We start from the raw sequence: 13061 nt of genomic DNA, 5'->3' as shown, positions 1-13061 counted from the left end.
ACGCCGAGGGGGCTCCCGCACGCAGCGGAAGCCCCCTCGGGCGGAACGGGATCCGGGCCGTCAGGCCTTGGGGCCGACCGGGATGTTGGTGATCAGCGGCTGGACCGGGCCCGGGTCGGTGAAGAAGTCGTTGCCCTTGACACCTGCGCCGATGGCCGGTCTCGCATTGCTCGGCCCCAGGGGGCCTCTCAAGCTTCGACCGCCTGCGCCGGACTCCGTCCGTCGGCCTGCCTGGTGGCCCTAGGCACCCGCGCGGACCTGGATCGACGTGAAGGTGGGCGTCGGCTCCGGCGAGGTGAAGAAGTCGTTGCCCTTGTCGTCGACGACGATGAAGGCCGGGAAGTTCTCGACCTCGATGCGCCAGACGGCCTCCATGCCGAGCTCGGCGTACTCCAGGACCTCGACCTTCTTGATGCAGTCCTGGGCGAGGCGCGCCGCCGGGCCGCCGATGGAGCCGAGGTAGAAGCCGCCGTGCTTGGCGCAGGCGTCGGTGACCTGCTGGGAGCGGTTGCCCTTGGCCAGCATGACCATGGAGCCGCCCGCGGCCTGGAACTGGTCGACGTAGGAGTCCATCCGGCCCGCCGTGGTCGGGCCGAAGGAGCCGGAGGCGTAGCCCTCGGGGGTCTTGGCCGGGCCCGCGTAGTAGACCGGGTGGTTCTTCATGTACTCCGGCATGCCGTCACCGGCGTCCAGGCGCTCCTTGAGCTTGGCGTGCGCGATGTCGCGCGCCACGACCAGGGTGCCGGTCAGCGACAAGCGGGTCTTGACCGGGTGCTTGCTCAGCTCGGCCCGGATCTCGTCCATCGGCAGGTTCAGGTCGATGTTCACGACGTTGTCGGACAGGTGCTCGTCCGTGGTGTCCGGCAGGAAGCGGGCCGGGTCGCGCTCCAACTGCTCCAGGAAGACGCCCTCGGCGGTGATCTTCGCGACCGCCTGGCGGTCGGCGGAGCAGGAGACCGCGAGGGCGACCGGGAGCGACGCGCCGTGGCGCGGCAGCCGGACCACGCGCACGTCGTGGCAGAAGTACTTGCCGCCGAACTGCGCGCCGATGCCCAGCTTCTGGGTCAGCTCGAAGACCTTCTTCTCCAGCTCCAGGTCACGGAATCCGTGGCCGCTGGGGGAGCCCTCGGTCGGCAGCGTGTCCAGGTAGTGCGCGGAGGCGTACTTGGCGGTCTTCAGCGCGAACTCCGCGCTGGTGCCGCCGACGACGATGGCCAGGTGGTACGGCGGGCAGGCGGCCGTGCCGAGGGAGCGGATCTTCTGCTCGAGGAAGGCCATCATCGAGGCCTCGTTGAGGACCGCCTTGGTCTCCTGGAACAGGAACGACTTGTTGGCCGAGCCGCCGCCCTTGGCCATGAAGAGGAACTTGTACGCGTCCCCGTCGGTCGCGTAGAGCTCGATCTGCGCCGGCAGGTTGGAGCCGGTGTTCTTCTCGTCCCACATGGTCAGCGGGGCCATCTGCGAGTAGCGCAGGTTCAGCTTGGTGTACGCGTCGTACACGCCGCGCGAGAGCGCCGCCTCGTCGCCGCCCTCGGTCAGCACGCCCTGGCCGCGCTTGCCCATGACGATCGCCGTGCCGGTGTCCTGGCACATCGGCAGCACGCCGGCCGCGGCGATGTTGGCGTTCTTCAGCAGGTCCAGCGCGACGAACTTGTCGTTGGGGCTGGCCTCCGGGTCGTCCAGGATCCGGCGGAGCTGGGCCAGGTGGGCCGGGCGCAGGTAGTGCGAGATGTCGTGCATGGCCTCGGCGGCCAGCAGTCGCAGGGCCTCCGGCTCGACCTGGAGGAAGGTGCGGCCGTTCGCCTCGAAGGTGCTGACGCCCTCGGAGGTGATCAGGCGGTAGGGGGTCTCGTCCTTCCCCAACGGCAGCAGGTCGGTGTAGGCGAACTCGGGCATCAGCGGACAATCCTCACGGTCAGGCGTCGTCGTCGGCGCGCCCTCCAGGGTATCGAGCGGCACGCGGAAGCCGTCGGGCGGTGCGGGTGAGGTGCCCTGGATCACAGACGCGGCCCGTTCTGCTGGTCCCGGCAGGTGCCCGCTGACTATCCTCGGCGCGTGGACAACTCCTCGTCTTCGCCGTCGCAGCAGCCGCCCGAGCAGGAGCCGGAGCGCCTGCCCCAGGCGAAGCCGTCCTTCGACAAGCCGTCGCCCGCGGCCAGGCCCTACGCCGACCCGGTCGCCCCGTCCGCGCCGTCCGGCCCGGACGACCTGCGCGCCTCCGACGCCGACCGCGAACGCGTCGCCGAGGCGCTGCGCGACGCCTACGCCGAGGGCCGCCTGAACGCCGACGAGCACGCGGAGCGGCTGGAGGCCGCCTACGCGGCGAAGACGATGGGCGAGCTGGTCCCGCTGACCAAGGACCTCCCCGCCGTGGGCACGCCGATGCCGACCCCCGCTCCGGCCCAGCCGCAGCCCGAGCCGTTCGTGGGGACGACGACGGACCACGCGATCGCGGTCTTCGGCGGAGCCCAGCGCAAGGGCCGCTTCCGTGCCCGTGGGCTGATGAAGGCGATCGCCGTCTTCGGCGGCGTCGAGATCGACCTCTCCGACGCGGTCATCGAGGGCCCCGAGCTGGTGATCAACGCCTGGACGGTCTTCGGCGGCATCGACATCGCCGTCCCGGCCACCGCGAGCGTGCGTGGCGGCGGAGTGGCGATCTTCGGCGGCTTCGACGTCCAGGAGGAGGAGGGGCAGACCCCCGGCGGCCCGGTGGTGACGATCCGCGGCGGCGCGGTCTTCGGCGGGGTCTCCGCCCGGCACAAGAAGCCCAAGCTGGTCGACCGGCTGAAGAAGCAACTCGGGTAGCGGCGACCGATCCGGACAGTCCCGGGTGGGTCCCGGGCGGATGAAGGCCGATCACGGCGGATCCCCACAGATGACGGCGGATCCCGGCGGATCACGGGTGAATTCCGAGCGAACCCGACCGGTCCTGCCCGGAACGGAATCTGACGTACCGTCATGATGCGTGGGAGCCCTGGTGGGTACGACGATCCGGCGATCGGATTGTGTGGCGGGTGCATGAATCGGTTCGCACCGGGGTAGATCCCGGTGCACATCGGCTCGCCGCGATTGACGACAGGCGAGCGCGTACCCTCCCCCGGCCCGTCGTCAGGAGTGCGCTGTGCTGCATCCGATCGAAGCCAGTCAGGTGGGCCTGCGCCCCCGCGTTCCCGCACAGCGCGGCGGTCCGGATGCGGAGGACAACCCCTGGCACACGGGTGCCGCGTGCCGACGTGACGAGGCCGGTCTCTTCTTCGCCCCCTCCAAGGAGCCGACCGCCGCTCGGCTCGCCCGCGAGGAGCAGGCGAAGCGCGTCTGCGCCCGCTGCCCGGTGCTGCTGGAGTGCAGGGACCATGCCCTGCTGCTGCCCGAGCCCTACGGTGTCTGGGGCGGCCTGACCGCGGCCGAGCGTCGCGTCGTGCTGGCCCGTCGTCGCCGCCACGACCAGGAGCAGGACCTGCCCATCGCGGGCTGAACCGGCGAGCGGCCACGGAACGGCTGAGGGGCGCGAGGAACAGCTCGTTCCTCGCGCCCCTCGGGCGTTCCGCTCGGCCGTCGGCCGACGGCCAACGGCCTGTCAGTTGGCGCGGTCGAAGTCCACCGCGCTGTAGGCCCGCAGCTTCGACAGCTTGTGCTCGCTGTCGATCTGGCGGATCGTGCCGCTCTTCGAGCGCATGACCAGCGAGCTGGTCGTGGCGGTCTCGTTGCGGTAGCGAACGCCGCGGAGCAGCTCGCCGTCGGTGATGCCGGTCGCCACGAAGAACACGTTCTCGCCGCTGACCAGGTCGTCCGTCGACAGCACGCGGTCCAGGTCGTGACCCGCGTCCAGTGCCTTCTGCCGCTCGGCCTCGTCCTTCGGCCAGAGCTTGCCCTGGATCACGCCGCCCAGGCACTTTATGGCGCAGGCGGTGATGATGCCCTCGGGCGTGCCGCCGACGCCGAGCAGCAGGTCGACGCCGGTGCCCTCGCGGACAGCCATGATCGAGCCTGCGACGTCGCCGTCGGAGATGAACTTGATCCGGGCGCCCGCCGCGCGGATCTCCTGCGCCAGCTTCTCGTGGCGCGGGCGGTCCAGCAGGACGACGGTGACGTCCTCGGGAGCGGTGCCCTTGGCACGGGCGACCGCCTGGACGTTGTGGGCGACCGGGGCATTGATGTCGACCAGGCCGGCCGCCTCCGGACCCGCGACGAGCTTGTCCATGTAGAAGACGGCGCTCGGGTCGAACATGGTGCCACGGTCCGCGACGGCGAGCACGGCGATGGCGTTGGGCATGCCCTTCGCCGTCAGGGTGGTCCCGTCGATCGGGTCCACGGCGACGTCGCACTCCGCACCGGTGCCGTCGCCGATCCGCTCGCCGTTGAAGAGCATGGGAGCCTCGTCCTTCTCCCCTTCACCGATGACGACGACGCCGTTCATCGAGACGGTGTGGACGAGGGTGCGCATGGCACGGACGGCGGCGCCGTCCGCTCCGTTCTTGTCGCCCTTGCCGACCCAGCGACCGGCAGCCATGGCGGCTGCTTCGGTGACGCGGACCAGTTCGAGAGCGAGGTTGCGGTCAGGTGCCTCTGGGGCGACCTCCAGAGACGAGGGCAGACGGTGCGAATGCTGGTCGGTCATCGAGTTTTCGTACCTCTCTGTACGCCGACGGCCGGATGAGGGTGCTGCGATCGTATCTTCGACCTGGGGGAATGTCTGTGTCGCCCGGCACGTGCGGCTGCCCGTGCAGCCTCCGACAGTCCCTCCATCCTCCCTCATCCCTTCCGTAGCACCCGCGCACGGCGTGTAAACCGCCCCCAGCGACAGTGATCCACAGGGCATGGGCCACCATGGATGCGTGGCAACCGAGACAGTGACTGTGCGCAAGCGGCCGGGGATGGCCGCCAAATCCGTCCGCGACATGGTGTTGTCGCTGGCCGCAGTGATGGCGGCGGGTCTGGTGATCTACTACTTCATCCCGCACAGCGGCGGCAACGGCGTGCATGCGGTCCCGTACCAGGACTCGGTCCCCTCCGCCCGCCGCGCGGCCCCGTACCCGCTGCTGGCGCCCGAGGGCCTGCCGTCCGGCTGGAACGCGACCTCGGTCAACTACGACGGCACGAACGCGGACACCTGGACGCTGGGCTTCATCGACCCGTCCACGCAGTACGTGGCGCTGGAGCAGAGCAACGCCCCGCTCAACACCGTGGTGCAGAACGCCACCATCGACGCCGTCAAGCAGTCGGCCACGACCATGGTGAACGGCGTCGCCTGGACCCACTACCAGGGCACCCGCTACCAGGCGCTGGTCCTGCCGGGCGCCAAGGGCACCACCGTCGTCTTCGGCACCGAGAGCTTCGCCAAGCTCGGCGACTTCGCCGCCAAGCTCAGCGACCACTGACGACTGACGAGACGCGGCGGACCTGGCGACAGGCAGACGAAGGCCCCGACCGGGCGGTGCTCGGTCGGGGCCTTCGGGTTTCCGGGGGAACCGGCGCGGGCCGGATCAAGTGGTCCGGATCAGACCGTGGTGACGACCTCGTCGTAGGACAGGCGCGGGCTGCGCGGGAACCAGGCGTTCTCGCCCGGCTTGCCGATGTTGACCACGGCCAGCACGGAGTGCTCGCCGTCGGAGAAGAAGTCCTTGTTGATGGCCTCGGCGTCGAAGCCCGTCATCGGACCGGCGGCCAGACCGGCGGCGCGGACGCCGATGATGAAGTAGCCGACCTGGAGCGAGGCGTTGAAGGAGCCGGCCGCCTCACGCACCGGGCGCTCGGCGAAGACGGTGTCCTTCGCCTGCGGGAAGTGCGGGAACTGGGTCGGCATCTCCTCGTGGAACTCGTGGTCCGTGGCGAGGATCGCGACCAGCGGGGCCTTGGAGGTCTTCTCCTTGTTGCCGTCCATCATGTGCGACACCAGGCGCTCGCGGGCCTCGGCCGACCGGACCAGGACGACACGCAGCGGCTGCATGTTCATCGAGGTCGGGGCGTACTTGACCAGGTCGTAGATGGCCTGGACCTGCTCGTCGGTGACCGGCTCGTCGGAGAACGTGTTCGCCGTGCGGGCCTCACGGAAGAGCAGGTCCTGGGCGGCGGGGTCGAGGACGAGAGCGTCGGCAGTCATGAGTCACACCTCTGAAGATCTGGAAGGAAAGGCGGCTCGGGGCGCGCCGTCTTCGAGATCCAACATAGATGATGCTTCAACTATTTCCAAAGCAGAGGTTGAAGATGTGACATCCGTTACTGCCTGACTCCTGACTCTCGTCTGCGATTACTCCTGTCCGTTACTCCTGTCCGTCCGTTTCGTCGGCCTCCTCGTCCCCGGCCGCGGCGTCCTCCTCCGCGGCGAGTGCGGCGTCGAGGCGGGCCCGGGCGCCGTTCAGCCAGCGCTCGCAGACCTTGGCCAGCTGCTCGCCGCGCTCCCAGAGCGCCAGCGACTCCTCCAGAGTGCCGCCGCCCGTCTCCAGCTTGCGCACCACGTCGAGCAGTTCGTCCCTGGCCTGCTCGTAGCCCATCGCGTTGTCCGCGGAGAGGTCCTGCTTCGCCTGCTTGGTCGCCATGCGACCAGCTTAGGAAATCCGACCGACAGCGCGTGCCGGTGCGGTTCGCTTCAGCCCTGCTCGTCCGCGACCGTCACGGTGAACTCGCCCTCGGCGACGCGGGCCCGCAGCGTGTCGCCCGCCGTGACGTCGCCCGGGGCGCGGACCACGGCGCCGTCCGCCGTCCGCTGCAGGACCGCGTACCCGCGCTCCAGCGTCGCCGCGGGGGAGAGCGCCACCACCCGGGCCAGGGTGTGGTGCAGCTCGGTCTCCGCGCGGTCGAGCCGGTGGCCCAGGGTGCGGCGGGCACGGTCGACCAGCGCGCTGACCTCGTGCGCGCGCTCGTCGACCAGCCGGTGCGGCGCGGCCAGCGCCGGGCGGCTGCGGACGCCTGCGAGGCCGGCGAACTCGTGGCGCAGCCGGGACTCGATCGTCAGCCGCGCCCGGTCCCGCAGGGCGTGGACGCGCGCCAACTCCTCCCGGACGTCGGGGACGACGCGCTTGGCCGCGTCCGTCGGCGTCGACGCGCGCAGGTCGGCGACGAAGTCGAGCAGGGGCTGGTCCGGTTCGTGGCCGATGGCGCTGACCACCGGCGTGCGCGCCTCGGCCACCGCCCGGATCAGCGCCTCGTCGGAGAAGGGGAGCAGATCCTCCACGCTGCCGCCGCCCCGGGCGACGATGATCACGTCGACCTCGGGGTGCTCGTCGAGCTCCTTGATCGCGGAGACCACCTCCGGCACCGCCCGCACGCCCTGCACCGGCACGTTGCGCACCTCGAACCGCACGGCGGGCCAGCGGCGGCGCGCGTTCTGCAGCACGTCCCGCTCGGCCGCGCTGGCCCTGCCGGTGACCAGGCCCACGCAGTGCGGCAGGAACGGCAGCGGCCGCTTTCGCTCGGCGGCGAAGAGCCCCTCGGCGGCGAGGCTCCGCTTGAGCAGCTCCAACCGGGCCAGCAGGTCGCCCAGGCCGACCAGCCGGATCTCCGTCGCCCGCAGCGACAGCGTGCCGCGCGGCGCGTACCACTCGGGCTTGGCCAGGACGACGACGCGCGAACCCTCCTGGACGAGATCGGCCACCGCGTCGAAGACCGCGCGGTAGCAGGTGACGGAGATCGAGACGTTCGCCGACGGGTCACGCAGCGTCAGGAAGACGACACCGGCGCCCGGTCGACGGCTCAGCTCGGTGATCTGGCCCTCGACCCAGACCGCGCCGAGGCGGCTGACCCAGCCGCCGATCAGCTGGGAGACGCGACTGACCGGGATCGGGGCGTCGGGCGAGGTCTCGAGAGGCATGGACCGAGCCTACGGGCAGCCGCCGACAGTCCACCCTTACCGGCGCGAGGCTCGTCCCCTTCGTGCTCGGGACCGCTCGGCGAAGAGCGCGCCGAGGCCGAGCGCCAGCCAGACCGCGCCGACGATCTGCGCGGTGTGCGTCGCGGCGACCAGCACCCACACGATCACCCCCGCGCCGATCAGCGGCAGTACCAGGTGCACCAGCCAACGCCGGCTGTCGTTCCGCAGCATGTACCAGGCGATCACCGACGCGTGCAGCAGCAGGAACGCCGTCAGCGCGCCGACGTTCACCACCGAGGTCAGCTGGTCCAGTCCGTCCGAGCGGGACGCCGACCAGACCGCCGCGACCAGTGTGATCGTCGCGGCGATCAGCAGCGCGGCGCGCGGCACGCCGGAGCGTGGGTCGACCTTGCCCAGCGGGCGCGGCAGGCGCCCGTCGCGGGCCATCGCGAAGACCAGCCGTCCGGCCGCCGCCTGCCCGGCCAGCGCCGCGAACGCCGCGCCGATCGCCTTGCTGACCGCGACCAGCAGGTGCAGCCAGTGCCCGATCGCCGACTCGACGGTGTCGTAGAAGGCGCTGCCCTGGGCTCCCGGGTTGGCCGCCAGGTACTGCGGCGAGTCCGGCTCCAGCAGCGCGGCGAGGTAGGACTGCGCGATGAAGAGGACGCCCGCGAGCGCGAGGCAGAACAGCACGGCCTTGCCGACCTTGGCCGACGGCCCCGCGTGCTCCTCGGCGAACGAGGCGATCGCGTCGAACCCGAGGAAGGAGAGCACCGCCACCGAGACGGCCGACATCACCGCGCCGAGCGAGAAGCCGCCGACGCCGGTGAACGGCGAGCCGAGCGGCCGGTGCGGGCTGCCGGTGACCAGCGCCTCCGTCGCGGCGGCGACGAAGACCACCAGCACCACCAGCTCGAAGAGCAGCACGACGGTCCCCACCCGCGCGGCCAGCCGCACGCCGGAGAGGTTGAGCGCGGTGGTCACCACCACCGCGATCGCCGTCCAGATCCACTGGTCGACGGAGGGGACGAGCGAGTGCATCGCGATGCCGGAGAAGACGTACGCGACGGCGGGGATCAACAGGTAGTCCAGCATCGCCATCCACCCGGCGACGAACCCCGGCCCGTTGCCCAGCCCGGCCCGGGCGTAGGCGTACACCGAGCCCGCCTGCGGCACGACGCGCAGCATCCACGCGTAGGACAGTGCGGTGAACGCCATCGCGACGGTGGCGACGACGTAGACGGTGGCCACCGCGCCGTGGCTCTTGGCGTCCAGCACCCCGAAGATCCCGACGGGTGCCATGGGCGCGATGAAGAGCATCCCGAAGACCACGAGCTCACGGAAGCCGAGGGTGCGGCGGAGCCGCGTGTCGTCCCCGCCGGGGTAGGGCGGGTCCGGCTCGACGGCGGGCCTGAGGGAGTCCATGGTCCGATGATCGGTGCGGAAGGCGCACCGGCCCGGCAGACGCGCCAGACGGTCGGCTGCGCGCGCCTGGGGGAGTGCAACCGCGCGCCCTGACAGGAGCCCTCCGCTCCGTGTCGCGCGGCGACCTGCCGGTAGGCTGGACGCATGCCTGCTACCCCTGCTCGCCGTGTCCTGCTCGCCTCTCCGCGCGGCTACTGCGCGGGCGTCGACCGTGCCGTCATCGCCGTCGAGAAGGCGCTTGAGCAGTACGGGGCGCCGATCTACGTCCGCAAGCAGATCGTCCACAACAAGTACGTGGTGCAGACCCTGGAGAAGAAGGGCGCGATCTTCGTCGACGAGACGGAGGAGGTGCCCGAGGGCAACATCGTCGTCTTCTCCGCGCACGGCGTCGCCCCGTCCGTCCACGACGAGGCCAAGGCCGGCCGGTTGGCGACCATCGACGCGACCTGCCCGCTGGTGACCAAGGTCCACAAGGAGGCCGTGCGGTTCGCCGAGGAGGACTACGACATCCTCCTGATCGGCCACGAGGGCCACGAGGAGGTCGTCGGCACCATGGGTGAGGCGCCCGAGCGCACCCACCTGGTCGACGGTGCCGAGGACGCGGCCAAGGTCAAGGTCCGGGACGAGTCCAAGGTCGTCTGGCTGTCGCAGACCACCCTCTCCGTCGACGAGACGATGCAGACCGTCGACGCGCTCAAGCAGCGCTTCCCGCTGCTGACCAGCCCGCCGAGCGACGACATCTGCTACGCCACGCAGAACCGTCAGGTGATCATCAAGCAGATCGCGGCCGATTCCGACCTGGTGATCGTGGTCGGCTCGAAGAACTCCTCCAACTCGGTGCGCCTGGTGGAGGTCTCGCTGGAGGCCGGCGCCAAGGACGCCCACCTGGTCGACTTCGCCGACGAGATCGACGAGGCGTGGCTCGCCGGCGTCTCCACCATCGGCGTCACCAGCGGCGCGTCCGTGCCGGAGATCCTGGTCACCGGCGTGCTGGAGTGGCTGGCCGAGCGCGGGTTCGGCGACGTCGAGACGGTCCACTCGGTCGAGGAGCACCTGCAGTTCTCGCTCCCCAAGGAGCTGCGCCGCGACCTGCGCGCGGAGGCGGGCAGTCTGCCCGAGTAACGGGCGGGCAGGGAGCGCCCGTCGTAGCGTGGTCGCGTGAATGTCTTCGGAGTGGACATCGGCGGTTCCGGCATCAAGGGCGCTCCCGCGGATCTCGACCGCGGCGAGTTGGCGAGCGAGCGGCACAAGGTGCTGACGCCGCAGCCATCCGAACCGGCGGCGGTGGTCGAGTCGGTACGCGAGGTGGTGCGGCACTTCGACTGGAAGGGCCCGGTGGGTCTCACCTTCCCGGGCGTCGTCGTCGACGGAAAGACCCTCACCGCGGCCAATGTCGACAAGGGCTGGCTCGACGCGGACGCGGCCGCCCTCTTCCGCGACGGGCTCGGCGGCCTGCCGGTCGCCGTCGTCAACGACGCGGATGCGGCGGGCCTGGCGGAGGTCCGCTACGGCGCCGGACGCGGGCAGGACGGCGTGGTGCTGATGCTGACGCTCGGCACGGGCATCGGCAGCGCTCTCTTCACCGATGGCCGCCTGGTGCCCAACACGGAGCTCGGCCATCTGGAGCTCAACGGCAAGGACGCGGAGAAGCACACCAGTTCGGCGGCCCGCGAGCGGCACGACTGGTCCTGGTCGCAGTGGGCCGAACGGCTGGACGAGTACTTCGCGATGGTGGAGATGCTCTTCCACCCGAAGCTGATCATCATCGGCGGGGGAGTGAGCCGGAAGGCGGACAAGTTCCTGCCGCTGCTCAAGCCGCTGCGCGCCGAGGTGGTGCCGGCGCAGCTGCAGAACGACGCGGGGATCATCGGTGCCGCGATGCAGGCGGAGAAGCTGTCCGGCTGAACGTGGAACGTGGTGAGCCCGGCCCGGTGCGGGGGAGTGCCTACTGCGCTCCCTTGCGCCGGGCCCGGGTCAGCGAGAAGTGCCGGGCCACGGCGATCACGACGCTGAGGCCCGTGCCGGCGAAGAGCCAGCCCGCGTCCAGGGCCAGCGACTCGGCCAGGCCGATCACATGGCCGCCCCAGCCCTGACCGGCGGCCCTGCCGAAGAAGAACAGCGCGATCGCGAAGCAGATCGGCCCGCTGATCGGCGCCGCCGCCAGGTCGGTGGAGCGCACGCGTACCGAGGCGTGGAAGCAGACCGCCACGTAGGCCAGCCCGAGCAGCCACCCGGAGCTGCCGAAGAGCAGCGAGTCCAGCGCCCCGGCGGTCAGTGTCACGGCGAGGATCAGCACGCCGCAGCCCACCGCCGTCAGCCGCTGCGGGCTTCGCCCACCAGCGCCGCCGGGCGCGGGACGCGGCTGGCGCGAGCGTGCGGCAGCTTCGGGCGAGCGCGCGGGCTTGGGGACGGCCACGTTCCGCTCCGGCTGGGTGCTGCTGCGTCGGTACTCCACGTCACCAACGTAAGGTCGGATTAATGCCTCATAAGTGCACGGACACGCCGGTAATTCCGCGGGGTCACCCGATTGAGCCGTTCGGGGGTGTTCCCGGCGAACCGTAGACTGGGGGGCTGTACGCTCACCCCTCTGGACCCGGGACTCCGCCACATGTCGCTCTCGATCGGAATCGTCGGCCTGCCGAATGTCGGCAAGTCGACCCTGTTCAACGCCCTGACCAAGAACGACGTGCTCGCGGCCAACTACCCGTTCGCCACCATCGAGCCCAACGTCGGCGTCGTCGGCGTCCCGGACCCGCGCCTGGACAAGCTGGCCGAGATCTTCAACTCCGAGCGCAAGGTCCCGGCGACGGTCGACTTCGTCGACATCGCGGGCATCGTGCGCGGCGCGAGCGAGGGCGAGGGGCTGGGCAACAAGTTCCTGGCCAACATCCGTGAGTCCGACGCGATCTGCCAGGTCATCCGCGCCTTCAGCGACCCGGACGTGGTCCACGTCGACGGCAAGGTGTCGCCGTCGAGCGACATCGAGACCATCAACACCGAGCTGATCCTGGCCGACCTGCAGACCATCGAGAAGGTCCTGCCGCGCCTGCAGAAGGAGGCGCGCCTGAAGAAGGACGTCGTCCCGGTGCTGGCCGCCGTCGAGGAGGCGCAGAAGGTCCTGGAGTCGGGCCAGACCGTCTTCGCCGCCCGCCTGGACCCGGCCCCGCTGCGCGAGCTGCACCTGCTGACGGCCAAGCCGTTCCTCTACGTCTTCAACGTGGACGAGGCGGAGCTGGCCGACGAGGACTTCAAGAACGCCCAGCGCGCGCTGGTCGCCCCGGCGGAGGCCATCTTCCTCAACGCCAAGATCGAGTCCGAGCTGATCGAGCTGGAGGACGACGAGGCCCTCGAACTCCTCCAGTCCATGGGCCAGAACGAGCCCGGCCTGGCCACCCTCGCCCGCGTCGGCTTCGAGACCCTCGGCCTCCAGACCTACCTCACGGCCGGCCCCAAGGAGGCCCGCGCCTGGACGATCAAGAAGGGCGCCACCGCCCCGGAGGCGGCCGGCGTGATCCACACCGACTTCCAGCGCGGCTTCATCAAGGCCGAGGTCGTCTCCTTCGAGGACCTCGTCGAATTCGGCTCCATCGCCGACGCCCGCGCCAAGGGCCGCGCCCGCATGGAGGGCAAGGACTACGTCATGCAGGACGGCGACGTGGTGGAGTTCCGCTTCAACGTCTGATGATCCGACGACCGGCCCGCCGACTTGCGAAACCGCAGGTCGGCGGGCTGTTTCGTGGGCGCGGTGGCGCTGACGTGGTGCGTTGCGCCGGAACGTCGAGACATCCCGGCTCACCTGAAGCGTGCCTCAAGTGGTACGTTATTGGGT

14 protein-coding genes are annotated in these 13061 nt (G+C 70.6%); 6 read left to right on the top strand and 8 right to left on the bottom strand.

Going from position 1 to position 13061, the window contains the following annotated elements; genetic code table 11:
• Window positions 1–60: 60 nt before the first annotated feature.
• Both I2501_RS40165 and I2501_RS06625 read right to left on the bottom strand, forming a co-directional pair.
• Complete coding sequence (locus tag I2501_RS40165; protein ID WP_268926872.1) at window positions 61–192, bottom strand: hypothetical protein; 132 nt, start codon at window positions 190–192, stop codon at window positions 61–63.
• Window positions 193–240: 48 nt separating this feature from the next.
• Window positions 241–1896 carry a fumarate hydratase gene (locus I2501_RS06625; RefSeq protein WP_196192859.1) on the bottom strand — a complete coding sequence of 552 codons (1656 nt, stop codon included), beginning with the start codon at window positions 1894–1896 and terminating at the stop codon, window positions 241–243.
• A gap of 159 nt (window positions 1897–2055) precedes the next feature.
• Between I2501_RS06625 and I2501_RS06620 the strand changes: the two genes are divergently transcribed.
• Both I2501_RS06620 and I2501_RS06615 read left to right on the top strand, forming a co-directional pair.
• Window positions 2056–2805, top strand: a complete 750-nt coding sequence (locus I2501_RS06620; RefSeq protein WP_328806240.1) for a DUF1707 SHOCT-like domain-containing protein — start codon at window positions 2056–2058, stop codon at window positions 2803–2805.
• Between the two features lie 316 nt (window positions 2806–3121).
• Complete coding sequence (locus I2501_RS06615) at window positions 3122–3475, top strand: WhiB family transcriptional regulator (protein ID WP_408022710.1); 354 nt, start codon at window positions 3122–3124, stop codon at window positions 3473–3475.
• Window positions 3476–3577: 102 nt separating this feature from the next.
• Here I2501_RS06615 and glpX read toward each other — a convergent pair whose 3' ends face one another.
• On the bottom strand, window positions 3578–4618 hold the full coding sequence (glpX, locus tag I2501_RS06610; protein ID WP_196192858.1) for a class II fructose-bisphosphatase: 1041 nt from the start codon (window positions 4616–4618) through the stop codon (window positions 3578–3580).
• Between the two features lie 217 nt (window positions 4619–4835).
• On the opposite strand from glpX, the gene I2501_RS06605 reads away from it, so the two are divergent.
• On the top strand, window positions 4836–5378 hold the full coding sequence (locus I2501_RS06605) for a DUF4245 domain-containing protein (RefSeq protein WP_328806239.1): 543 nt from the start codon (window positions 4836–4838) through the stop codon (window positions 5376–5378).
• Window positions 5379–5497: 119 nt separating this feature from the next.
• Here the strand turns inward: I2501_RS06605 and I2501_RS06600 are convergent, their stop codons facing one another.
• From I2501_RS06600 to I2501_RS06585, 4 genes are all read right to left on the bottom strand, one after another.
• Window positions 5498–6100: a malonic semialdehyde reductase gene (locus tag I2501_RS06600; protein ID WP_196192857.1), complete on the bottom strand. Its 603-nt coding sequence runs from the start codon at window positions 6098–6100 to the stop codon at window positions 5498–5500.
• Between the two features lie 160 nt (window positions 6101–6260).
• The gene (locus tag I2501_RS06595; protein WP_196192856.1) at window positions 6261–6536 is read right to left on the bottom strand and encodes an exodeoxyribonuclease VII small subunit; all 276 of its coding nucleotides are present in this window, start codon (window positions 6534–6536) and stop codon (window positions 6261–6263) included.
• A gap of 50 nt (window positions 6537–6586) precedes the next feature.
• Window positions 6587–7807 carry an exodeoxyribonuclease VII large subunit gene (gene xseA, locus I2501_RS06590; protein WP_196192855.1) on the bottom strand — a complete coding sequence of 407 codons (1221 nt, stop codon included), beginning with the start codon at window positions 7805–7807 and terminating at the stop codon, window positions 6587–6589.
• Window positions 7808–7843: 36 nt separating this feature from the next.
• The gene (locus tag I2501_RS06585; RefSeq protein WP_196192854.1) at window positions 7844–9232 is read right to left on the bottom strand and encodes an APC family permease; all 1389 of its coding nucleotides are present in this window, start codon (window positions 9230–9232) and stop codon (window positions 7844–7846) included.
• A gap of 144 nt (window positions 9233–9376) precedes the next feature.
• On the opposite strand from I2501_RS06585, the gene I2501_RS06580 reads away from it, so the two are divergent.
• Window positions 9377–10354, top strand: coding sequence for a 4-hydroxy-3-methylbut-2-enyl diphosphate reductase (locus I2501_RS06580; protein WP_196192853.1), 978 nt, complete (start codon window positions 9377–9379; stop codon window positions 10352–10354).
• Window positions 10355–10390: 36 nt separating this feature from the next.
• Window positions 10391–11137, top strand: a complete 747-nt coding sequence (gene ppgK / locus I2501_RS06575; RefSeq protein ID WP_196192852.1) for a polyphosphate--glucose phosphotransferase — start codon at window positions 10391–10393, stop codon at window positions 11135–11137.
• A 40-nt stretch (window positions 11138–11177) separates the two neighbouring features.
• Here the strand turns inward: ppgK and I2501_RS06570 are convergent, their stop codons facing one another.
• Window positions 11178–11687, bottom strand: a complete 510-nt coding sequence (locus I2501_RS06570) for a DUF6542 domain-containing protein (RefSeq protein WP_196192851.1) — start codon at window positions 11685–11687, stop codon at window positions 11178–11180.
• 153 nt (window positions 11688–11840) lie between these two features.
• Here I2501_RS06570 and ychF point away from each other — a divergent pair, with 153 nt between their 5' ends.
• A complete protein-coding gene (ychF, locus tag I2501_RS06565) occupies window positions 11841–12914 on the top strand; it encodes a redox-regulated ATPase YchF (RefSeq protein WP_196192850.1) in 1074 nt (357 codons plus the stop codon).
• Window positions 12915–13061 lie beyond the last annotated feature (147 nt).

Source organism: Streptacidiphilus fuscans, assembly GCF_015690355.1.
Classification (GTDB): Bacteria; Actinomycetota; Actinomycetes; order Streptomycetales; family Streptomycetaceae; genus Streptacidiphilus; species Streptacidiphilus fuscans.
The sequence above is the reverse complement of the archived record's forward strand: the minus strand, read 5'-3'. Positions and strand labels throughout refer to the sequence as shown.